Origin of the sequence: Nostoc sp. (genome assembly GCF_036917535.1) — a bacterium.
Taxonomy (GTDB): Bacteria; Cyanobacteriota; Cyanobacteriia; order Cyanobacteriales; family Nostocaceae; genus Nostoc.
The window spans coordinates 34,172-55,345 of record NZ_JBALDA010000107.1 but is presented as its reverse complement, the minus strand read 5'-3'; the positions used below and the strand labels follow the sequence as shown (position 1 = coordinate 55,345).

The window sequence follows — 21,174 nt, the reverse complement described above, 5'->3', positions numbered from 1 at the left end:
TTATTGCATCAGCCAGCTGAGATAATCTTTAATACATCTTCAAGAAGTGCTATTCTGCATTCCCAATCCTAAATCACCATGATTAACTTTTAATTAATGCTATAGGCTAGACGCATCCTTGATACTTTTGTCTCTATCTTCTGGTGCAGAATGGCAAAAATAATTATTGAGTCGAAAAAAGTTCAAAAACGGAATTTACAAGCTTTTTTTCTCCTATCTCTGCCTTCTCACACTAGTACAGCACGGCGTAAATAAACCACCCATTCCAAATCAACGAAACGCTTACGTTGTATTCATTTTGAATTTTGAATTTTGAATTCCGCTTTGCGGTACTAGTGTCCGTTTTGAATAAAAGACTCCACCTTTGCCACATCCTCTTTGCTACCAATAATTAAAGGCGTGCGCTGATGCAATTTTTTTGGCACCACATCCAAGATATTTACTAATCCTGTAGTAGCACGGCCGCCTGCTTGCTCAATCAAATAGGCTAGAGGAGCCGTTTCATAAAGCAAGCGTAATTTTCCTTCTGGGTTTTGAATTGTGCCTGGGTAGAGAAACACCCCACCTTGAACCAAAATTCTATGGATATCGCTCACCATTGCACCGCTATAACGAGCTGTGTAGCCTTCTGTGCGATGAACGTAGCGAATGTATTCTCGAATCGATTCTTCCCACTGCCAGAAGTTACCTTCGTTCACGCTGTAAACAGAACCGTGGTTAGGAATGCGGATATTCTCTTCTGTGAGAATAAACTCTCCTAAGCTAGGGTCAAGAACAAAGGAATGAACGCCTTTACCTATAGTATAAACCAGCATTGTGGAGGGCCCATACAGGATGTATCCGGCAGCGAGTTGCTTACGTCCGTTGGTGAGCAAGTCAGTTGCTTTACCATCGCTATCAGTTCCTTCTTGTTGGCGAATGGCAAAAATGGAACCTAAGCTGAGATTATTATCAGTATTAGATGAGCCATCAATTGGGTCATACAGCAGGGTATAGCGGCCAATCGGGCAATTTTCGGGAATATAGTAGGGATTTTCCATTTCCTCAGACGCGAGGCGACAGACTAAGCCACTTTGCTTAAATACTGAGATAAATACATCATTGGCATAAACATCCATCTTTTTGACGGATTCGCCTTGGACATTAACTTCCCCAGTAAATCCCAGAACGCCTTCCATTAAGCCAGCGCGACTCATGCGACGAGCAACCAGTTTCCCGGCCAGCGCAATGCGATTCATCAGCGCACTTAAATCCTGTGCATCTGGCGAAAAACTCTGAAATTGTTGGAGGACGTGACGAGATAAAGTTGTACAGTCACGATCTAAAGCTCTGTCTGTAACATCGTAGGTAGATAAGTCTAAAGATTCTGGCGCTTTAGCCATTTTTATGCTCTCCGCAGCAACTAGCTGTTAATTGGATTTTAGTCATCTATAGCAACTTATAGTTGCTGCTTCTATCTTAGAAAGGTAATTTGATAACTTAGATGCGACTTTAGATAAACTAAAGAAATGAATCTTCAGTGACCCCTGCAACCAAAGCTTAGGTACTTTACACTTAACACGACTTTCTTAAGCGGGCGGGTATGTCTACACATCCTATCAACAAGCTAAAATCCCCACATTTGCGGTAGGGACTATAGGTTTACTCTGAAACATTAATACAAAACTACTATTAGGTTTGCCTAATGCAAGCAATCTTCCTGGTTAACTAAGTACAATTTTGCGTAAAGGCGTAGCGTTTTTAATGCAGGGGGATGCATTGGCATTGTATCGGGACGCAATGGCATTGCAGGGGCACGCATTAACATTGTATCGGGACGCATTAGCATTGTATTGGGATGCATTAACATTGTATTGGGATGCAATGGCATTGTATCGGGACGCATTAACATTGTATTGGGATGCAATGGCATTGTATCGGGACGCATTGGCATTGCAAGGTATTGCCAAATTTAATTCGCTACAAATTAATGAAATGCTGTACTAAGATGCTTTTGGTTGCTGCCATAAAATGAGTTTCAATTCAGAGCAGTAGTAAGCCTGATCACTGATTTGGCGTTCGTGGTCAGCTATCCAATCATAAATTTGTCTTGCTTTTGCTAATGCCACTTTTTCTGAACGATAAAGCTGAGGAGTAGGGCAGTAGGCTTGGCCATTGATATGTATAGCTGCAATCTGCCAATAATCGCTCTCTGGGACAACTTCTAAAAACCCGTTACTGTAAGGCTGGATTATTCCTATATTCATTTACAACCATCAAACTTTCTAACATTGGTCACAATAAAGCCGATACCAACCAATTCTTCTGAGTCAAAGCTGGAATCCAGGGAATGCAGTCGCAACCCCTGCTAATGATTTTGGGTTCCTAATCAATGGAAATCTGAATTATTGGTCACTTTTTTGGCTTGATTCCGTTATTGGCAGCAACAATAGCACAAGGGACTGGTCGGCGCGGCTACATTGTGATTGCCCAAACTCAGAGTGTGGCTGGATAGATGATAATCTGTAGAGCGAATCGTAACTCTCAGTACTCACTCGAAATAACCGAACAAAAAAAGTAAATTTATGATGTCCCGTGTGCTAAGAGCGTTCTGGCAGCGATTCTTGCGGAGTATCGCTTTTGCAATACTTTTAACTTTAATTAGTAGTTTAATACTTCCTGGGGCTACTTGGGCGGCTTCTAGCTTGAGAGTTGATAATGGTCATCTTAGTGCTTGCCCAGCTTCAAATAACTGTGTTGTCAGTCAAAACGCAGATGAAAAACACGCCATCGACCCGATTCTTTATCATGTAGACCGCAATGCAGCTAGAGAAATCTTACTAAAAGTTCTCAGCGTTGTTCCCCGTACAGAAATTGTAGAACAAACAGATAATTACATCCACGCTCTTTCTAAAAGCCGCATCTTCAGATTTGTTGATGATGTAGAATTTTATTTACCTGCTAATGAGTCAGTAATTCATCTGCGATCGGCATCTCGCATGGGAGAGTTTGATCTTGGTGTCAACCGCAGGCGAAGCGAGCAAATTCGTCTGGCTCTACGCGATTTAAACATCTGATGCTGCTACTTATTCTCATTTAACTGATAGAGATGCGATGGCAATACCATTTAAAAATTTATACTTAGTGGGGAAATGTCAGACTATCTGCAATGATTGTGCTTTCCATACCTTAGTAGAAGAAGCGATCAAGTGCATTCACCCTGACGAATCTGGGGTTAATTGTTCTACTGTCATTTTCTGCAATTCATTTGAGCCAGCACTCATAATTGACAGTCCTTGCGTGACATACGGCAATGATGAAAAATAACGTCAAAAGTGTAGGCGCAACAACTAAGTCTTTGGTATTTCAGCTTACGTTTTACGTTGCTATTTAATTAAGTTATGGTAATATAAAAGGTCTTGGGCGATTAGCACAGGGGTAGCGCACATCCTTCACACGGATGGGGTCACTGGTTCAAATCCAGTATCGCCCACTTATATACAGTAAAGTTTTCAGCTAACTAGCTTCAGTTTCTTAAATACGCTTCCCACATTAAGATGCGCTTATAGGGGAAAAAGAATGGACGCTGCAATGCCACATTCGTAATTTATAAAGCCCTATTTTCTGATGTAAACAACAAAAAACGATATCGTCAGAAATTGCGGGTTGAAATTTGCTTAAGATACGCCATGAGGTGCGTAAGCGTAGCCTGTCGGAGAAATCCTATTCAATTCCCAATGCCCTATGACCAACTACTTTCGCTCCAATGTTGATGCAATGGCTAGCTATATTCCTGGTGAGCAGCCTCAACGTGGTACACAAATTATTAAACTTAATAGTAATGAAAACCCCTATCCTCCTTCTCCGGCGGCATTGGCTGTGCTACAGAATATTGATGGTGAATGGTTGCGGCGGTATCCAGAACCTTTTGGGGGGGAGTTTCGGCAAGCTGCAAGTAAAGTTTTAGAAGTTCCTAGTGATTGGATAATTGTCGGAAATGGCAGTGACGAATTGTTGAGTGTAGTAATTCGAGCCTGTGCTGAACCTGGGAAGAAGGTAGTTTATCCGATGCCAACTTATGTGCTATATCGCACATTAACTGAAATGCAAGCGGCGGAAATTATTGAGATTCCCTACAGCAAAGACTATAGTTTACCTTTAGAAGAATTAGTTGCTGCCAATGGGGCTGTAACATTTATTGCCTCACCCAATAGTCCATCGGGGCATATAGTGGCAACAAATGATTTACGAAAATTAGCCAGCCAGTTATCTGGAGTTTTAGCGATCGATGAAGCTTATGTCGATTTTACCGAAGAAAATGCACTGGCTTTGGTTAAGGAATACGAAAACGTCATCGTGATTCGGACACTATCTAAGGGGTACTCGTTGGCAGGATTGCGATTGGGCTTTGGAGTAGCGAATCCCAAACTGTTGCAGGGATTGTTTAAGGTTAAAGATAGCTATAACATTGATGCGATCGCTTGTGCAATTGGCACGGCTGCCATCACTGACCAAGCTTATAAAAATGCTTGTGTCGCCAAGATTAAAGCATCACGGACTAAGTTAGCTACAGACTTGAAACAATTAGGTTTTCATATCTGGGATTCTCAAGCTAACTTTTTGCTGGCACAACCAAAAGAAGGAAACGCAGAATATCTCTATCAAAAACTGAAGGAACGGGGAATTTTAATCCGCTATTTCAAGCAGCCCGGACTAGATGATAAATTACGCATCACTATTGGCACAGATGAGCAAAATCAGGTTTTAGTAGAGGCACTAATACCAATTCAAAATTCAAAATTCAAAATTCAAAATTAAGAAAGCCAGACAGAACAAAGGTATGTCCGTATGTATCTGTCGCATTCTTTTTTCAGATTGGTATAACTACAAACCTTTAATTATTTATACCCACTTAACTTACAGTACTTGAAAACTAAAGCCAAGACTTGCCCAATTATTCACATCCAAGCTATGTGAATCGGGTGCTGTGCCGTTCATATCTGTTTTGAGGGCACTAGCGTTATGTAGGTCTTGTAGCAAGGCTTGTACAACGTCTAAGGAATTCAACAATGGGCCAATTGGCCCTTCTTCGTCTGTGGAATACTTGGCAGCGTTCAAAGCGGTGAGAGTTCCGTTAAAGGGGGCAGTACTAAAAATTAGTTGGTGTTCGCACTCAGAAGCTGGACCTGAAATCATCCATTCGGAAGCAGTATTCGTTTGGGGTAGGGTGAGAGTTTCACCTGGAGCAATGACAACTTGTTTCAGGACGGGTTTGGTGTCGGCTGTGTTTGGTTCTTCGGGGGTTTCCCAAGAATAGAAGGCGATCGCTGTATGATTATTGTTTAATCCCAGCAAGATTAAATATACTGGGCGATCGCTCTGGTTTTCTAGCCGATATTGCATTCGACTACCGATAGGGACAATCGGAGTAGGAAGTGATTTTTGAATCGAAGTTTCTGTTTTGAAATTTCGTACTGTTTGGCGCTGCATAATAACGCGAGGCAATCTGTTGTCAATTATTTCTAAGGTTGTCTTGATAGCCAAGCGGGAAGAACCTTGATTTTCTGTTAGTCGCCATAACTTAGCTGCTAACAAGGTTGATAATTTTGGCGCTAACTTTTGCACTGTTGATTTTACTGCTTCTCCTGCTTCCCCCGTGGCATAGGAAATTAGTTCGCCACTAAGAGAAAATAGACCATAGCGACTAGGTGTTTGCTGTAGTTTGGCAAATAAATAATCAGCTGGTTTTTCTCCTACAACTACGGTAGAGATATAGGGAAATGCAGCGAAGGCACTTGTAGCGTCTACGCGCTCAATTCTTTCCAATCCAGTATCTAAAGCAATTATTAAATGGATCTTTCGGGATAAAACCCGGACTGCTTCTTGGACAAGTTGCCCGACTTGTAGGGAATTTCCACCTTCAATTTGGGAAATTTGCGCTTTTGCTGTTAACCCAGTCCGCGATCGCAATACTAATTCTTCTGTTGTCGTTGCTAAGGTGAATCGAGAATTAACTCCGTAGTATAGCAGCACTTGTGGCGGTAATCCTGCTAACCAAAGATGGACTGTTTTGCCATCTTCTTCAATTGCTGTCACTGCGCCTTCTGCACCAATAATACCGTCTGGTGGTAGAGACGTTAGATGTTGATTTTTTTCACTACTTAATAATGCTGGTTGCTGTTTACTACCTGATTTGGATAGAGAATTTTCCATATAGGAGAGGGCGACTTGAATTTTGGTAGTTGGGGTGAATTCCCACAAATACTGCGTCAAGGCGTAGGTAAATAACCCAGCACTAAAACCAGAAAAAAGTTCTTCCCTCGCCGACTGCTTGGGATTTGAGGTAGCTGCTAAGACAATCGGCGTGCTAGGTAACTTCTGAGTTTTAAGTTGTTGGAGAAAGTCAAGTTCTTCTGCTGCTAGCTTTGCCCCTACTGATTCTGGAAGGGCGCGACTTTTTAATCCTAATACTGGGGTTGGCGCATAGTAGCTAGTATCTAATACTGCTGTGACTCGTTGTGTAGGCAGCGATCGCAATAATAGCAGTAGAGTTTCTTCTAATATATAGTTGACTATTGTCTCTTCTTGTGAATTTATACTAGCATTAGCTGTCACCAGAGCATTTTGCATTGTTTCTGGTGATGTCTCCAATTTGACACGGCTACCATAACCGCTGAAGTGAAAGACGACCAGATCATCGGGTTTAGCTTGCTTACCCAAGCGATCCAAAAAAGCCGTCTTAATGAATTCCCTACTAGCTTCTTCCTCAGTTACAGTTAATATATCTGACCTTTGGAAACCAAAGCGATGAATCAAAAGTTCTCTTTGTAGTTCCACATCTGTCAGACAACCACTGAGGGCTGGAATTTTTGGGTATTGGTTAATACCTATTAACAATGCCAACTTGCGCGGACTGGGTTGTGCCAAAGCCTGATAATAGTGATTTCCCAAAGACAACCACTCAGCTTCAGTTATCCCCAATACCGCGAGTATTGAGCCAATTCTTTCTAAAAACGTGCGACGTTTCATAATTAGCTATCAGCCCTCAGCTATTCAGTTAGCAGCTTATACCAATTCAAAATTCAAAATTCAAAATTCAAAATTAAGAAAGCCAGACATAACAAAGGTTTGGGAGTATGTATCTGTTGCATTCTTTTTCAAATTGGTATTACAGGGCTGAACTCTATATTGTAAAGTTACAAAAACGTTGGAAGTGGGGAGCCGGGGAGACAAGGGGACAAGGTGACTTGAGTGAGAACTTGCAACAACTTTTTCCCCTTGTCCCAATGCCCAATGCCCTAAACCGTTACTTCTGTCCGCATTGCCCGCGCCAACTCTGCTGCTACCTCTGGACGAGAAAATTCTGGTGGAGGTAACTCACCGCGCCGCAGCATTTCCCTAACTTTTGTCCCTGATAGGTGAATGCGTTCTTCTGGCCTGCTGGGACTGGTTTTAGATGTTGCCATCTGCTTAGTGCGCGTGCAGTAAAAAGCGTGTTCAAATTTCATCGGCACAATGCCTAATTCACTTGGTGCAAACTCATCAAAGATATACTGAGCATCGTAAGTGCCGTAATAGTCACCAACACCAGCATGATCTCGTCCGACGATAAAGTGAGTACAGCCGTAGTTTTTGCGGACTAAAGCATGGAATATGGCCTCACGAGGTCCAGCATAACGCATTGCAGCTGGATTAATTGCCAAAGTTACCCGGTCTAAGGGGTAGTAATGTTCCAGCAAAATTTCATAGCAGCGCATCCGCACATCAGCAGCAATATCGTCCTCTTTTGTCGCCCCGACTAATGGGTGCAAAAATAGACCATCAACGATTTCTAAGGCGCACTTTTGAATATATTCATGGGCACGGTGGATGGGGTTGCGAGTTTGAAAGCCGACGATGGTTTTCCAACCCTTATCTTGAAATAGTTGCCGTGAGGCAGCTGGATCGATTTGGTAAGTAGGAAATTGGGGATGAGGTTCGCGTTGTAACAACCAAATATCACCCGCTAGATTTACAGTACCTTGGTTATAGAGTACTTGTACGCCGGGATGATTGACATCATTAGTACGGTAGACTTTTATTGCTTCGCGGATTTTGTCGTAGTGATATTTTTGCGTAAGTTGCAAAACTCCGATAAATTCGCCTTTGGAGTTATCCAGACGAATTAAGCCGCCTTCTGGCAATGGTGAAGCTACTTCTTCGCTTACCGATAGTGTAATCGGGATTGACCAGACAAGACCGTTAGCTAATCGCATTTCTGTCACAGTGCGATCATAGTCTTCTTGATTCATAAAACCCGTTAGCGGACTAAAAGCACCGATCGCAATCATTTCTAGATCGGAAATGGCGCGATCGTCAAGTTGCACTCGCGGCAAAAAGTCAGCTTTTGAGAGAAACTCTGCTCTTTGTTCTGGCGTGGCGATACGGTTAACCAACTGTCCACCGTGGGGGGGTATGGCATCTGGATTGTGACTCAACGTAGATCCCCTCTCTGCTTTTACTGTTATTGTTTCAGATTATGTACTAACTTATCAAATGCTGGTACGTAGAGAAAAATAGTTTAGAAAATGGAAGAAAATTTTTGCAACTAGCCTCCAACCGATCTGATTAGGTTAGGCTAAAGCTAATCCAGTCTCAAGTTTCAGAATAGTTCCTGTATAAGGAAAATGCTTATGACTGCTGTATCCCCCGTTGTTAAACCTGTTAGCCAAATGCGGCTAGCACCTGGTAGTACAGTGAATATCCAGGATATAAGTTGGGAGGAATTTGAATCTATTTTGGAAGAACTGGGAGAAAAGCGATCGCTACGAGTTGCTTATAGCAAGTCTACGTTAGAAATTATGGTTCCTCTACCCGAACACGAAAAATCAAAGGACTTAATTTCAGATATTGTAAAAATCTTGCTGAAGATTGCAGAAAAAAGTTATGAACCCTTTGGTTCAACCACCTTCAAGCGGGAAAATATAGCGGGGGTAGAACCAGATGCTTGCTTTTACATCCAAAATTACCAAAGAATGATCGGTCGTCGCAAACTGGAACCAGACGATCCGCCTCCTGATTTGGCAATTGAAACAGATGTGACATCAAAAACAACTCTTGATGCTTACGAAGCGATCGCTGTTCCAGAACTATGGATTTACGATAGTAAAAAACTGAGGATTTATTTACTCACGGATGGACATTACATTGAATCCGATCACAGTCCTAACTTTCCAAATATCCCTCTAATTCAAATTATTGGCACTACAGTTGAAAGAGCTTGGCAAGTAGGAACCGTACAAGCTTTGAAAGAGTTTGAAGGGGCATTAGATAGAAGTAGTTTTTGATAGAAAGTACGTAGTTTTAGCCCCCCAAGTATCGATTTTGCCAATTCTCCATAGTATCAATACGGTTCAGTTAAGGAAATTTATCTTTCAAGGCAGGCATGGGAAGCAGGGGGAGAACAAAAGCTTAACTAAACTGTATTGTTATCTTTTCTGAATCAGTTTTATGACAGTAATTAAAGAAAATTTAAAGCGAATCTGGGATTGCTTAGTAACAAAAGCACCTGAAATTATCTCATTACTTCAACCAGGATTTAAGCCTGAAGAAATTGATGAGATAACAAAAGATTTACCTTTTAAATTACCAGAAGAAGTTTATGAAATTTATCAATGGCGAAATGGTTTGTTAAAAGGAGTTGATCTATATGGTTGGAAATATAGGGAATCATTTATTGATTTTGATTCTTTACAAGCTGCAATACAACATCTTAAAAAAATAATTATAGCTGGTCAGCCTACTTATTTTATAATAATTTTTTCTTTGGCGCATGAAAACGGAGGAGATTTTTTTACTGTTCCTATTGGTCGAGATATCTCTTCTGTTATTTATTTGAATGATGATGATGATCTTGAATCTGTTGATTATCAAACAGAATTTGTACCAAAGCTTAATAATAATTTAATTGAAAGCGTAAACACTTCAGCAAAATCTACTTTAAAAGATGATTTATTTGAAAGGCGAAAAGCTTACAACAATGTCAGAGATTTTATTGCAGAAATAGCAGATTGTTGTGAACAAGGATTTAACAGGTTAGAAATAAATGAATATGGTTCTATTTCTGTTTATCTAAATCAAGAAAAGTGTAATTTGATTCATTACAGACATAGAGCCGCCAAGAAAAATATATACTGTTTAACGTTAGAACAAGAAGGACAACTTTCTGAAAAAAAGCAAAGTTGGGTAGATGTAATCAATACCCCTCTAAACCATGAAAAAGCCGCTAAAATTATTCAAGAATTATATGCATATGCAGGAGAAGAGATACCAGATGTAGTTTTTGTACCTAGTTTTTACACTGCACATCTAGGAATACTAAAAAAATCAGATTTTTTAGAACAAATTCAAAACACTTATCTTGCTGAAAAGCTAAAATCTTTATATTGGGACTTGTTACTAATTCCTTTTGATTGTCTTTTGGCACAACCTGTAATTACTTCTGTTTTAACTTCTTTAAAATCTGAATTGTCTGATTCTTTAAACAATTTGATAGAAGATGATTTGAAACTTGAGCTAACAGATTTTTTTCGATATGAAGTAAGTCCTATTTTTCAAAAAGTAATTAAATTATTATACTCTGGAATTAAGTATGACTTAAAAGATACTTTAGGAGATAATTTTATTGAAGTTAATCTTAAGTATAAGTATATTTTGGGTAATGAAGACTTTATTAGTTCAGCAGCACTATTTGAATTTGCTCATCTTTTAGGAGTGAAATTTGACAAGCAAAAGTTAAATTTGTTTGTTTCATACTGTCGAGAAATATGGTGTATTATTCCTTTTGATAAAACTATTATAGTTTCTGAAAAGCCTCAAATAACATGGCCAGAAAACTTTTACCCTAATAGCATACAACAACCTGATATCAATTTTCCAGATGGTTATAGCATTTAGAAAGTATGAAAAGTATAAGTATATCTCTCCCTGACGCGATGCGGATTTATATAGAAGAGAAAGTAGCGACTGGTAGCTACAGCAGTGTCAGTGAATATTTCCGTGAGTTAGTGCGCCAAGACCAAAAGGGTCAAGCTACTGAACATTTGGAAGCGATGCTTTTAGAAGGTCTAAATTCTGGGAATGCAACTGACAGACATGACTCCTGACAATTGGGAAGATATACGCCAAGCTGTGCGGGAAAGAATCGCCAAGCATAAAGGGTCAAACCAAGGTTAATCAGTAATGATTTTAGTCACTTTGAAACTGCAAATATTCCAAAAGTAGTAACCGCAAGTAATCTAACGTTCTAATATAACTCTTTATCTGCTCATAATTGCCATTACTGCCAAAATAAAAACTCGCAATCTGAGGTACATTTAAAACTCGCATAGCTTGTAATTGCCCAATTGTCTGGGTTTTATCGACAATTTGACCTGTACTTTGAATTTGACTAGCATAACCTCTGAGATTTACTGTTAAAAGTTCAAGTTCTTCTAAAAGTGAAAACTCTTCATCTTCTGGTGGAAACTGAATAGAAATTTCTTCTCGTTCGCTGCGTGTATTTTTATAAATATTAGTCAACTGTGCTAATAAGTGACTAATATTTCTCTTAATTAATTCTTGCTGATTTAAAATTGCTTTAGTCATCATTGACTCCATAAGTAACTATCTTTTCAGTACCGTATTGATCGGGTCTGACAATCAGATATTCATTGCTTTTACGATATACAGCTGAACTATCTCCACGATATCCAGTTTTCGGAACTCTAATAGCTCCTTTTTTATTAAAGTTATGAGCCTTGCGTAGATACTTTAATGGGTCAATTCCTTTTCTATTAGCATGGTCTAAGATACTCTGGGCAACACTCGTATAGGTGGCAGCATCCCACTCACTTATGTACTTTTGAATCTCTGCCACCTCTGCTGAGGTATAGCTTTCTAATAACTGTATCAAAAACTGGTCATAGATAGGTTCTTCCGGCATATATCCAATTTAAAAATAAAAATACCCCTCCTTACAAGTGAGGAAGGGTGGTTTTGCTTTATGCCAAAACAGGGTAAGAGTTATTATTAACTAAACTGTTCAATTATTCCGCCACCTAAGACTTTCTCGCCGTCGTACCACACCGCCGCTTGTCCGGGGGTGATGCTGATTTGGGGTTCATCAAACACCAAGCGCACGCGGGAGTTTTCCAACGGAATCACCGTCACAGGTGTCGCAGTTGAACGATAGCGAATTTGCGCTTTGGCATGAATTGGGGTAGATGGTTCGGCAATGGAAACCCAATTTACCCGATTTACAGTGCATTCTGGCTGAGTTACTTTTGTGCGATCGCCTACTACTACCTTATTATTTTCCGCATCTAATTCAATCACATACAACGGTTCGGCAGCAGCAATTCCCAAGCCTTTGCGCTGACCAATGGTGTAATGATGGACACCATCATGCTGTCCCAAAACTTTGCCTGTGGTATCGACAATATCGCCTGTTTTGGGAGTTAAATATTTCTCCAAAAATGCCCGCATGGAACCGTTACTTTCCACTAAGCATAAGTCTTGACTTTCTGGTTTATCAGCAGTTTTCAGTCCGTATTCAGTTGCAATGCGGCGCGTGTCAGTTTTTTCTAGTTCACCTAGAGGGAATATGGTTGCAGCAAGTAAATCTTGAGACAAATCATAGAGAAAATATGACTGGTCTTTGTTGCGGTCAACGGCTCTTAATAACTGGTAACGTCCAGTTGCTTCGTCATGGCTAATTCGGGCATAATGACCAGTGGCAATGCGATCGCATCCCAATTCTTCACGAGCATACTGCACCATTGGCCCAAACTTTACCGTTTTATTGCACTGGGAGCAAGGCAAAGGTGTAATACCAGCACTGTAACCAGTCACCAGGTAATCGACAATATGCGTCTGAAAGACATCTCGAATATCTACAATCTGATGGGGAACGCCCAATTGTTCACAGATATCAGCCGCGTCGATCATACCTTCAGAGCAACATTGACCTTTGCCTTTCATTAGCCAAAGAGTCAAACCAATCACTTCATAGCCCTGATGGTGCAGGATAGCGGCGGCGGTGGAACTGTCAACGCCACCAGAAAGACCAACGACGACTTTTTTCATACAAAGCACGACACGATAGCTGCGTGGTTGTCCAATTGTAGCACATACTCTTCAAAGCCTTGCTAGCAAAGCACTTCAGTTTTAGAGCTGCTGAATTAGCAATCGCTATTCACTGCTTCATCATCTTTATCTAAGATTAATTACAGATGTATTTTTTGCACGCAGATGAGCTAATTTTACGTTAACGCTATATAGTTGCTACAACGGTGAATTCATAAGTTCCTGATTGGAAATTACCTAAAAATACTGTGACTACTTTCTAACTATTATGTCGAGAGGAATATCAAGTAAATTTATCCCATTTCAGATGCTGCGCCAAAGTTCTCAGGGTTGGAAGCCCAGTCTAACAGTTCTCTTTTTGTTAGTGGGAGGATGGTTAGTACTGATTCCCGACTCTACCCCAGCACAAGCACAAATTTCCAACAGCAACCTCTTACTGGCTCAAGAAGGTGAGATTTTACCGCCACCGCCAATTCCTTTTGGTCAACAGCCATCACCGCAGTTACAACCAGCTCAATCACAGGACTTCAATCAACCGGAAGTGAACTTTCAGCCTTCCCAACCAATACAGAACAATCAACCGGAAGTGAACTTTCAGCCTTCCCAACCATTACAGAACAATCAATTTGAGCAGAATTTTCAGCCCTCTCAACCCGTACAGTTTAGTCAATATAACCAAAATGAGCGCTATTTAGTTTACGTTGATGGTAGTGATTACCAGACACTACAAGCAATACGTCAGATTGAACCCAGTGCTTACATTCGCCAGTTCCAAGGTCGGACTGTAATTCAGTCAGGAGTTTTTAACAGGGTATCCAACGCTCAACAACGAGTGAATGAGCTACAGTCACGAGGTATATATAACGCCCGAATTATCAGCTTTGGTAACGGACAGGAAATAAATGCAGGCAATGGCAGCTTTATAGGCTATCGCAATAATATAAATGCTAATAGACGAGTCTCTAGATATTATGTCGCCATTCCTACTACTTCCGAACAGTTACCTGCGATCGCAGCACAACTTAGGCAGAATTTAGGCCAATTTACGCAAGATTTTGGACGATCTGGCGGAGTCCTCGAAAGGAGGCAACCACGAGGTCCGCACGTAGCAGTAGGGCCTTTCCAAAATCGATTCCAAGCTGAGGAATGGAACAAGTATATCCGAAATATCGGATACGGTAATGCTAGAGTTTACTACGGAAAGTGAATAAGTCGGAAGTTAGGAGTGAGATAGGAAGTACACCAACGGCAAGCCCTCCAATGTAAGTATCATAGAATTTTAGGCAAATCAGTTGTAAATCATGCTACAGCTATAAGCCAAAATTTTTATAGAGACTCACACAAGTACAGTCAAAATGGATATAAAGAATGGCTTCGTTGGTACTGTTGGCAATACCCCTTTAATTCGCTTAAACAGTTTTAGCGAAGAAACAGGGTGTGAAATCCTTGCGAAAGCAGAATTTCTCAATCCTGGGGGTTCCGTCAAAGACCGCGCCGCACTTTACATTATCGAAGATGCGGAAAAGAAAGGTCTACTCAAACCTGGTGGCACGGTTGTAGAAGGAACCGCTGGTAATACTGGCATTGGACTAGCACATATTTGCAACGCCAAAGGCTACAAATGTCTAATTATTATTCCCGATACCCAGTCACAAGAAAAGATAGACGCACTGACAGCACTAGGAGCAGAAGTTCGTCCCGTTCCCGCCGTACCCTATAAAGACCCGAACAACTACGTCAAGCTATCTGGCAGAGTCGCTGCTGAATTGGAAAATGCCATTTGGGCAAATCAGTTTGATAATTTAGCTAACCGCCTCGCCCACTACGAAACCACAGGGCCGGAAATTTGGACGCAGACAGATGGTAAAATAGATGCATGGACAACTGCAACTGGTACTGCTGGTACTTATGCTGGTGTAGCATTGTACTTAAAAGAACAAAATCCAGCAATTAAATGTGTTGTAGCCGATCCGCTAGGTAGTGGACTTTATAGCTATGTCAAAACTGGCGAAATCAAAATAGAAGGAAATTCCATCACTGAAGGTATCGGTAACGGTCGTGTCACAGCCAATATGGAAGGCGCACCTGCTGATGATGCCATCCAAATCGATGACCAAGAAGCTTTGCGAGTAGTTTACCAACTGCTGAGGAAAGATGGGTTGTTAATGGGCGGCTCAACGGGTATTAATGTTGGGGCAGCTGTTGCCATAGCGAAGCAGTTGGGATCAGGACATACCATTGTCACCATCTTGTGTGATAGTGGTTCCCGGTATCAGTCGCGGATATTTAACCCGGAATGGCTAGCCTCAAAAGGACTTTCAATAGATTAGTTATGGGGCATGGGGCATTGGGGATGAGGATTGAATATTTAATTTTGAATTTTGAATTTTGAATTGATTTCTCCCTGCCCCCCTGTCTCCTCTGTGTCCTCCGCACCTCTGTGGTTCGCTAAAAAATGTCAAACATCAGTAAACCATTCAACTTCCCGATAATAGATCAAGACTCTTCTGCCAAATGTGTGCGGGTTTGTCAAAATCGTACTTGTAAAAAGCAAGGTGCAGCCAAGGTTTTAGCCGCTTTTACAGCTTTGCCAATCCCCGGTGTAACTGTAACGGGTAGCAGCTGTTTAGGACAATGTGGCAATGGGCCGATGGTGCTGATATTACCCGATATGGTCTGGTATAGCGGCGTTCAACCTGATGAAGTATCTTTACTGATAGAAAATCATTTGCTAGGTGGTCAAAGAGTCAAACAGATGCTCTATTATCGGTTTCATCCCCAGAAATAAAGCTAAATTTTCAATATTAAGGTCTGCAATCTTTTTGACTGAAGTGAGGCATCCAATGAATATTCAGCAATTGCGTCAATCCTTGAAACAAAAGTGGCTTATTTACTACAAGCAAAATATTTCTTGGTTGGTCAAAATGCGAATTTGGGCTACTTATGATGGTTTGCGCCGTCCTTTGTCCGGTTTTATTTTGGCAACACTGTCTGCTTTGGAACCCCAATTTGATGAAATACTTTCTTTTATGGTGGAACTGAATAACGATCCAGATAAAATAGTCGCTGCTTTAGGTCTTAATTTCAATCCTGATCAAGAGTTACGTTTAATAAAATCAGACCATTCTATAGCTACCACCCAACCTGAAAACGAGCCGCTAGATGAAGAGTATTCTGAGGATAAACATCTGTCATCGGTTGTAACTGCTACCAAGATTGCGCCTCATTCTCTTGCCAAAACTCCAGACTCCAACTTGCCATACGCCGATCAAGTTGTGCCATTATTTACGGCTACTACGGGGGTAGTTCGGACACGCAAACCTGAGTTGGTAGTAGCAAATGCAACTAAAATTGCTCCAGATACTCCGCCAAAAACGCCAGTCCCCAGTTTTGTCAGCGAATATCAACCACTACGTAGCGGCTTTGCAACTTCTCGTCAGACATCACTGACAATGATTGCTGAGGTTAAAACCAAAGCCAAAACTATGCCATATGCGGCGTTAGCTACTGAAGTTAAAAGCAACGCGCCATCTAACCTAATCCCTGTGGGCGCATTCCTGGCAATTACCACTGAGATTGACAGTAATGGCAAACCAGTGCGATCGCTAGCAATTACTACTGAGGTTAAAAGTAACGACAAACAACCGAATATTCAACCACAAGAGGTTAAAAGCAAAGTGAATTTACCAACTACAAATGCCCGTAGTCTAGCTTCTTGGGTAGATGAATTTTGTTACGGTGTTAGGGATAAAGAGAAAGATATTTTGATTTGAGTTACTTATGGGTACTCGTGAGAAACAAACGGGATTTCAACTATTTCACCATCAGTTTCTCCCACTTTGACTTTTAAGCCTACACCACCAGCTTTGGTGCGAATGTAACCTAGTCCAAAGTAACCATCAGCGGTTTGGATGTAACTAGTAAGTTTGCCGACCTTTTCATCTCCAACTGCGATCGCACTTCCAACTTCCACAGGGGCACTGAGGCGAACACCAAGCAGGTGTTGTTTTACACCTTTATATGTATTTAACCGAGCAATAGTTTCTTGCCCAATATAGCAACCTTTAGTAAAAGAAATTGTTTGCCATAAACCAACTTCCAGAGGATTGTAATCATCTGTGAGTTCTGCATCTGGGGCGGGGCGGCCTTGTATGATTCGCAAGGCATCCCAAGCGCGATCACTCATCTCTACCGCTCCAGCTTCTAACAGTTTGTTCCACACTGTTTCTTTGTCAGTATAGGGGAAAGTGAAGGTGTATCCGGGTGCAGCTAACCCGCTACCTACAGCAATTCGCACTCCCTCAGCCGGAGCGATTGTGTATACTTGGTGACTACCATAAGGTTGGCCGATGAGTTCGCTAATACCTAATTTTTCTAAAACAGCGTCGCTTCCTGGGCCAATCAGGCTGAAGGTGTTGGTATATTGGGTAATATCAGATAATTCCACCTTATCTGCATAGAAAATATATTTATCCAGCCATTCCATCAAGAACTGGCGACGGTTAGGTGAAACCAGCAAGATTACTGCATCTTCTCTAACGTAGGCGGTTACTAAATCAATTGTTCTGGCTGTAGAAGTGACGAAAACCGTATCACAACCTTGTCCTGGCTTGAGTATTTGGAAATTGTTAGTACTTTGGTTGTGTAAGAAATTGAGGCGATCGTCGCCAGCTACTTTGATCCGTCCCCAGGCGGTGCGATCGCAGATTGCAACCCCAACTCTGGCGGCTTGGATAGCTGCTGCGTCTTTATCGTCAAGTGTAGATGTTGGCATAGCGATCAGAAGTTGCCCTGTTTGAATGTTGTCGCATTGGAAATCTTAGCAAATAAGCGTTTGCGGCTTCAATGCACCTCCTCAGAACGACCAAAGTAGTGAACTGAGGAATTAATTATAACTTTTGTCTTTGTCATGCCATTCTGCTTGGCATAACCCATTGCTTCTGTTCAAGCTCTGGCGGAATTCTAATACTAAATTGAGGTGAAGTCATACTGTAAATTCCACTGCATAATCTTAGTATACCAGTGTCATTTTTGTACAACATCAAAAAATGCGTTTCTTTACTCTGTAGTACTGCAAATTACTAATTATGGTCAAAAAATACGATGTTGTACTGTCTTTTGCAAGTGAAAATCGAGAATATGTTCGAGCAGTTGCAGTTACTCTTCAAGCTGCTGGTATCAAAGTTTTCTATGACGAATTTGAACAGGTTAATCTTTGGGGCAAGAACTTGTATGTTCATTTAGATGAAATTTATCGTAATGAAGCACACTTTTGTGTCATGTTTATTTCTAAACATTATTTAAAGAAAACTTGGACTAATCACGAAAGAGAAAGCGCTCAGGCTCGCGCATTCAAAAGAGAAGAAGATTATCTTTTACCTGCCAAGTTTGATGATACAGAAATTCCAGGGCTTCTTCCAACAATTAGTTATATCAAATTACAAAAAATTACACCTAAAGAATTTGGACAGATTATTATTCAGAAGCTTATAAATGCAAACCCAAATTTTTTAACTTCTACTAAGAATGTACCTAAAGCTAGGGTTATTGCAGATAATAGTATCGAAACACCGAATATTAATAAATCAAAGCCTGACCAAAAGACTATTATCACACGTAAAAACTCATCAAATGATGCTAAAAAACCAAAATCAAAAACCAAAAGTGTAAATTTTACTCTTGAAGGAATTAGTCAATTATCTAACGATAAACCGATAGTTTATAAAATTTTAACTAAAGGAGGCAAAAATAATTATACAGGAGTAGCGAAGAAAGGAGAAATTTACATAACTATTCAGAAACATTTACAACCAGGGAAAAATCGTATTCCAGGATGCAAGGTCAGAATTGAGCGAATGAGTACTATTCAAGAAGCACAGGATAAGGCAGACAGAATTATAAAGATAAGTAAGCCTAAGTATAATAAATCAATAAAATATTAGCCAACTGTGATCGCGCCTCGTCATCGAGAAATTACTATCGGTACGCTGGGCAGTATTTTACGACAAGCTGGGATAAGTGTAGAAGAGTTTGAGGTTTTGTAAGGGCGCGTAGGGGTGAAAAGGGCTAGGCGATGCCTACAGCGGGCTGCACCTATTTTCCTAAGCATCAATAGCCCATTTTGCACACCGTAAACAATTACTTGTCTGCTGACTTCCGATTCAGCACTCATGTAAATTCTGCTGATTCTTCTCAATCTACTACCAACACAGCAGCACCACAAATCTTACCGCTACGTAGAGATTCTAAAGCTTCATTCGCTGCTGTGAGGGGAAATGCTTCAACTTCTGTGTGAATGGGAATCTGAGGTGCTAAGGCTAAAAATTCCTCTCCGTCTTGCCTAGTAAGATTAGCTACTGACCTCAAGATGCGTTCTCCCCAAAGAATTTCATAGGGAAATGTCGGAATATCGCTCATGTGAATTCCAGCACAAACTACTATCCCTCCCTTACACACAGTCCTCAACGCAGCAGGGACAAGGGAACCAAGCGAAGCAAAAATTATGGCTGCGTCTAAAGGTTTTGGCGGTAATTCATTAGAACTTCCAGCCCAAACAGCACCTAAACTACGGGCAAATTCTTGACCTTCAGTATCGCCAGGACGAGTAAAAGCGAATACTTGGCGATTTTGATAGCGAGCCACTTGAACCAAAATATGAGCAGCAGCACCAAAGCCGTAAAAACCAATATTTTTGGCATCCTCTACCATTTTAAATGCCCGATAGCCAATTAAGCCAGCACATAACAAAGGAGCCGCTTGCAAGTCGGGGTAATTAGGGGGAATAGGAAAACAGAAGCGATCGCTAGCAACCGTATATTCCGCATATCCGCCGTCAATTTGGTATCCAGTAAACTGGGCCCAATCACAAAGATTTTCCCTTTCTGCTAGGCAATAACGGCAATGGTTGCAAGTATGTCCAAGCCAAGGAACACCGACTCGTTCCCCAACTCGAAATTTTGTGACTTTTTCCCCTATTTTGACTATTTTACCGACAATTTGATGACCAGGAATCAAGGGTAACTTAGGGTTTGTTAGTTCCCCGTCAATTATATGTAAATCTGTGCGGCAAATACCACAAGTGTGCACCTGAATCAGAACTTGATTAGAACTAGGAGTAGGTAAGGGTAAATCGGCAAGTCGTAGTGGTTTTCCGGGTGCATCCAGAATCATTGCACGCATATATTTTAGTCCTCAAACCATTAGGTAGACTGGAAAATACCATCCCTGTTATATCCTAATATTACTCAGCCAAATTTGATACTTCCTAGAGGATGTTTGAAAAGTCCTCTAAGAAGTATCAAAAGTTTTAGCTCCCTCTAAATCCCTTTTAAAAAAGGGGACTTTGATTTTGGTTCACCCCTTTTTAAGGTGGGTTAGGGAGGATCTAAAAGTGCCTAAAGTCACAGCGAAACACTTTTCAAGCAACTGCTGAGGGTATTTTATCGTACATTCAAGGGTTTAAGACCCCTCTGTTACAAAGTTCTGATTCGAGGAAACCTCGGCTCAGACTTTGCGCTACGTCTTGTCGTAGCATATTTTGAGTCGCGGTTTAAATCCCAGAATCAAAATGTCTTTAATTTTGAATTTTGAATTGTTAATTGTTAACTCTCCGGCAATTTAGCAAACGCTTGCTCAACTAACTCCTTTGACTTAGCATCCAAACGCAGCCAATCCACTTCACCGAATTCATCGATTAAACTAGTATCAATATCAGCAGTTTCCTTCTCTGGGGTGTATTCAATAAAACATACTTCGTAACACAGTTCCCACAAATCGATACTCGCTTCTTGCTGTTGACGCTGCAAACGTAGATGATATCCTGGATGGGGCATCGGCAGACGAGCCAGAGTTCCTCTGATTTCATCTGCTTCTTGGGGTGTTGCAGTTTCCATAGCTTGCAACAGTTCAGTCACCAATGCTTTGATTTCATCAGTGGTGCTAGGCGGCCAAATCAGAACATCATGGTAAGTTCCAGTCCAAGAAGATTCATCAAGCCGCTTGCGGATATTGTCGATAACGCGAATGAAAGCGGGTTGCATGAGAATTTCAGCTTGTTGCCATGCAACTGGATTTGTTATTTTAGGTGGCATT

General features: G+C 41.0%; 21 protein-coding genes and 1 tRNA gene. 12 read left to right on the top strand and 10 right to left on the bottom strand.

The window, feature by feature from the left end; all coding sequences use genetic code 11:
- Positions 1 to 332 precede the first annotated feature (332 nt).
- Complete coding sequence (gene fbp, locus V7K56_RS35205; RefSeq protein WP_334918510.1) at positions 333 to 1,382, bottom strand: class 1 fructose-bisphosphatase; 1,050 nt, start codon at positions 1,380 to 1,382, stop codon at positions 333 to 335.
- 337 nt (positions 1,383 to 1,719) lie between these two features.
- Here fbp and V7K56_RS35200 point away from each other — a divergent pair, with 337 nt between their 5' ends.
- On the top strand, positions 1,720 to 1,986 hold the full coding sequence (locus tag V7K56_RS35200; protein ID WP_334918508.1) for a hypothetical protein: 267 nt from the start codon (positions 1,720 to 1,722) through the stop codon (positions 1,984 to 1,986).
- Here V7K56_RS35200 and V7K56_RS35195 read toward each other — a convergent pair.
- Positions 1,983 to 2,246 (bottom strand): hypothetical protein, encoded by a 264-nt coding sequence (locus V7K56_RS35195; protein WP_334918506.1) that lies wholly within the window; start codon positions 2,244 to 2,246, stop codon positions 1,983 to 1,985. The genes V7K56_RS35200 and V7K56_RS35195 overlap by 4 nt on opposite strands.
- A gap of 321 nt (positions 2,247 to 2,567) precedes the next feature.
- Between V7K56_RS35195 and V7K56_RS35190 the strand changes: the two genes are divergently transcribed.
- From V7K56_RS35190 to hisC, 3 genes are all read left to right on the top strand, one after another.
- Entirely contained in the window at positions 2,568 to 3,056 is a 489-nt protein-coding gene (locus V7K56_RS35190; RefSeq protein WP_334918578.1) for a DUF1499 domain-containing protein, read from the top strand.
- A 344-nt stretch (positions 3,057 to 3,400) separates the two neighbouring features.
- Positions 3,401 to 3,472, top strand: a tRNA-Val gene (locus tag V7K56_RS35185).
- Positions 3,473 to 3,723: 251 nt separating this feature from the next.
- The gene (gene hisC / locus V7K56_RS35180; protein WP_334918504.1) at positions 3,724 to 4,797 is read left to right on the top strand and encodes a histidinol-phosphate transaminase; all 1,074 of its coding nucleotides are present in this window, start codon (positions 3,724 to 3,726) and stop codon (positions 4,795 to 4,797) included.
- Positions 4,798 to 4,896: 99 nt separating this feature from the next.
- Here hisC and V7K56_RS35175 read toward each other — a convergent pair whose 3' ends face one another.
- Entirely contained in the window at positions 4,897 to 7,008 is a 2,112-nt protein-coding gene (locus V7K56_RS35175; RefSeq protein WP_334918502.1) for a caspase family protein, read from the bottom strand.
- A 269-nt stretch (positions 7,009 to 7,277) separates the two neighbouring features.
- Complete coding sequence (sat, locus tag V7K56_RS35170; RefSeq protein WP_334918500.1) at positions 7,278 to 8,456, bottom strand: sulfate adenylyltransferase; 1,179 nt, start codon at positions 8,454 to 8,456, stop codon at positions 7,278 to 7,280.
- 195 nt (positions 8,457 to 8,651) lie between these two features.
- Between sat and V7K56_RS35165 the strand changes: the two genes are divergently transcribed.
- The 3 genes from V7K56_RS35165 (at position 8,652) to V7K56_RS35155 (ending at position 11,123) form a co-directional block, all read left to right on the top strand.
- Complete coding sequence (locus V7K56_RS35165) at positions 8,652 to 9,305, top strand: Uma2 family endonuclease (protein ID WP_334918498.1); 654 nt, start codon at positions 8,652 to 8,654, stop codon at positions 9,303 to 9,305.
- A gap of 163 nt (positions 9,306 to 9,468) precedes the next feature.
- Complete coding sequence (locus V7K56_RS35160; RefSeq protein WP_334918496.1) at positions 9,469 to 10,914, top strand: SMI1/KNR4 family protein; 1,446 nt, start codon at positions 9,469 to 9,471, stop codon at positions 10,912 to 10,914.
- Positions 10,915 to 10,919: 5 nt separating this feature from the next.
- A complete protein-coding gene (locus tag V7K56_RS35155) occupies positions 10,920 to 11,123 on the top strand; it encodes a type II toxin-antitoxin system ParD family antitoxin (protein WP_334918494.1) in 204 nt (67 codons plus the stop codon).
- 82 nt (positions 11,124 to 11,205) lie between these two features.
- Here the strand turns inward: V7K56_RS35155 and V7K56_RS35150 are convergent, their stop codons facing one another.
- The 3 genes from V7K56_RS35150 to mnmA form a co-directional block, all read right to left on the bottom strand.
- A complete protein-coding gene (locus V7K56_RS35150; RefSeq protein WP_334918492.1) occupies positions 11,206 to 11,607 on the bottom strand; it encodes a hypothetical protein in 402 nt (133 codons plus the stop codon).
- A complete protein-coding gene (locus V7K56_RS35145; RefSeq protein ID WP_334918490.1) occupies positions 11,597 to 11,941 on the bottom strand; it encodes a hypothetical protein in 345 nt (114 codons plus the stop codon). The genes V7K56_RS35150 and V7K56_RS35145 overlap by 11 nt, the downstream gene beginning before the upstream one ends.
- Before the next feature lie 86 nt (positions 11,942 to 12,027).
- Positions 12,028 to 13,083 (bottom strand): tRNA 2-thiouridine(34) synthase MnmA, encoded by a 1,056-nt coding sequence (gene mnmA / locus V7K56_RS35140; protein WP_334918488.1) that lies wholly within the window; start codon positions 13,081 to 13,083, stop codon positions 12,028 to 12,030.
- 268 nt (positions 13,084 to 13,351) lie between these two features.
- Between mnmA and V7K56_RS35135 the strand changes: the two genes are divergently transcribed.
- From V7K56_RS35135 to V7K56_RS35120, 4 genes are all read left to right on the top strand, one after another.
- Positions 13,352 to 14,290, top strand: coding sequence for a hypothetical protein (locus tag V7K56_RS35135; RefSeq protein WP_334918486.1), 939 nt, complete (start codon positions 13,352 to 13,354; stop codon positions 14,288 to 14,290).
- A 148-nt stretch (positions 14,291 to 14,438) separates the two neighbouring features.
- Complete coding sequence (locus tag V7K56_RS35130) at positions 14,439 to 15,413, top strand: cysteine synthase A (RefSeq protein WP_334918484.1); 975 nt, start codon at positions 14,439 to 14,441, stop codon at positions 15,411 to 15,413.
- Between the two features lie 125 nt (positions 15,414 to 15,538).
- Entirely contained in the window at positions 15,539 to 15,871 is a 333-nt protein-coding gene (locus V7K56_RS35125) for a (2Fe-2S) ferredoxin domain-containing protein (RefSeq protein WP_334918482.1), read from the top strand.
- 55 nt (positions 15,872 to 15,926) lie between these two features.
- Complete coding sequence (locus tag V7K56_RS35120; RefSeq protein ID WP_334918480.1) at positions 15,927 to 16,856, top strand: DUF5331 domain-containing protein; 930 nt, start codon at positions 15,927 to 15,929, stop codon at positions 16,854 to 16,856.
- 5 nt (positions 16,857 to 16,861) lie between these two features.
- On the opposite strand, the gene ygfZ is transcribed toward V7K56_RS35120, so the two are convergent.
- Positions 16,862 to 17,857: a CAF17-like 4Fe-4S cluster assembly/insertion protein YgfZ gene (gene ygfZ, locus V7K56_RS35115; protein ID WP_334918478.1), complete on the bottom strand. Its 996-nt coding sequence runs from the start codon at positions 17,855 to 17,857 to the stop codon at positions 16,862 to 16,864.
- Positions 17,858 to 18,170: 313 nt separating this feature from the next.
- On the opposite strand from ygfZ, the gene V7K56_RS35110 reads away from it, so the two are divergent.
- Positions 18,171 to 19,025, top strand: coding sequence for a toll/interleukin-1 receptor domain-containing protein (locus tag V7K56_RS35110; protein WP_334918476.1), 855 nt, complete (start codon positions 18,171 to 18,173; stop codon positions 19,023 to 19,025).
- Positions 19,026 to 19,275: 250 nt separating this feature from the next.
- On the opposite strand, the gene V7K56_RS35105 is transcribed toward V7K56_RS35110, so the two are convergent.
- Both V7K56_RS35105 and V7K56_RS35100 read right to left on the bottom strand, forming a co-directional pair.
- Positions 19,276 to 20,262: a zinc-dependent alcohol dehydrogenase family protein gene (locus tag V7K56_RS35105; protein ID WP_334918474.1), complete on the bottom strand. Its 987-nt coding sequence runs from the start codon at positions 20,260 to 20,262 to the stop codon at positions 19,276 to 19,278.
- Positions 20,263 to 20,684: 422 nt separating this feature from the next.
- The gene (locus V7K56_RS35100; RefSeq protein ID WP_334918472.1) at positions 20,685 to 21,173 is read right to left on the bottom strand and encodes a hypothetical protein; all 489 of its coding nucleotides are present in this window, start codon (positions 21,171 to 21,173) and stop codon (positions 20,685 to 20,687) included.
- Between the last annotated feature and the right edge of the window lies 1 nt (position 21,174).

Excerpts from the sequence above, each read along its gene's own strand:
- V7K56_RS35150 (WP_334918492.1), bottom strand. The coding sequence starts at position 11,607 with ATGATGACTAAAGCAATTTTAAATCAGCAAGAATTAATTAAGAGAAAT.
- V7K56_RS35120 (WP_334918480.1), top strand. The coding sequence starts at position 15,927 with ATGAATATTCAGCAATTGCGTCAATCCTTGAAACAAAAGTGGCTTATT.
- V7K56_RS35105 (WP_334918474.1), bottom strand. The coding sequence starts at position 20,262 with ATGCGTGCAATGATTCTGGATGCACCCGGAAAACCACTACGACTTGCC.
- V7K56_RS35155 (WP_334918494.1), top strand. The coding sequence starts at position 10,920 with ATGAAAAGTATAAGTATATCTCTCCCTGACGCGATGCGGATTTATATA.
- V7K56_RS35190 (WP_334918578.1), top strand. The coding sequence starts at position 2,568 with ATGTCCCGTGTGCTAAGAGCGTTCTGGCAGCGATTCTTGCGGAGTATC.
- V7K56_RS35175 (WP_334918502.1), bottom strand. The coding sequence starts at position 7,008 with ATGAAACGTCGCACGTTTTTAGAAAGAATTGGCTCAATACTCGCGGTA.
- hisC (WP_334918504.1), top strand. The coding sequence starts at position 3,724 with ATGACCAACTACTTTCGCTCCAATGTTGATGCAATGGCTAGCTATATT.
- mnmA (WP_334918488.1), bottom strand. The coding sequence starts at position 13,083 with ATGAAAAAAGTCGTCGTTGGTCTTTCTGGTGGCGTTGACAGTTCCACC.
- V7K56_RS35195 (WP_334918506.1), bottom strand. The coding sequence starts at position 2,246 with ATGAATATAGGAATAATCCAGCCTTACAGTAACGGGTTTTTAGAAGTT.
- V7K56_RS35125 (WP_334918482.1), top strand. The coding sequence starts at position 15,539 with ATGTCAAACATCAGTAAACCATTCAACTTCCCGATAATAGATCAAGAC.
- V7K56_RS35165 (WP_334918498.1), top strand. The coding sequence starts at position 8,652 with ATGACTGCTGTATCCCCCGTTGTTAAACCTGTTAGCCAAATGCGGCTA.
- V7K56_RS35135 (WP_334918486.1), top strand. The coding sequence starts at position 13,352 with ATGTCGAGAGGAATATCAAGTAAATTTATCCCATTTCAGATGCTGCGC.
- V7K56_RS35145 (WP_334918490.1), bottom strand. The coding sequence starts at position 11,941 with ATGCCGGAAGAACCTATCTATGACCAGTTTTTGATACAGTTATTAGAA.
- ygfZ (WP_334918478.1), bottom strand. The coding sequence starts at position 17,857 with ATGCCAACATCTACACTTGACGATAAAGACGCAGCAGCTATCCAAGCC.
- V7K56_RS35160 (WP_334918496.1), top strand. The coding sequence starts at position 9,469 with ATGACAGTAATTAAAGAAAATTTAAAGCGAATCTGGGATTGCTTAGTA.
- V7K56_RS35130 (WP_334918484.1), top strand. The coding sequence starts at position 14,439 with ATGGATATAAAGAATGGCTTCGTTGGTACTGTTGGCAATACCCCTTTA.
- fbp (WP_334918510.1), bottom strand. The coding sequence starts at position 1,382 with ATGGCTAAAGCGCCAGAATCTTTAGACTTATCTACCTACGATGTTACA.
- V7K56_RS35100 (WP_334918472.1), bottom strand. The coding sequence starts at position 21,173 with ATGCCACCTAAAATAACAAATCCAGTTGCATGGCAACAAGCTGAAATT.
- V7K56_RS35110 (WP_334918476.1), top strand. The coding sequence starts at position 18,171 with ATGGTCAAAAAATACGATGTTGTACTGTCTTTTGCAAGTGAAAATCGA.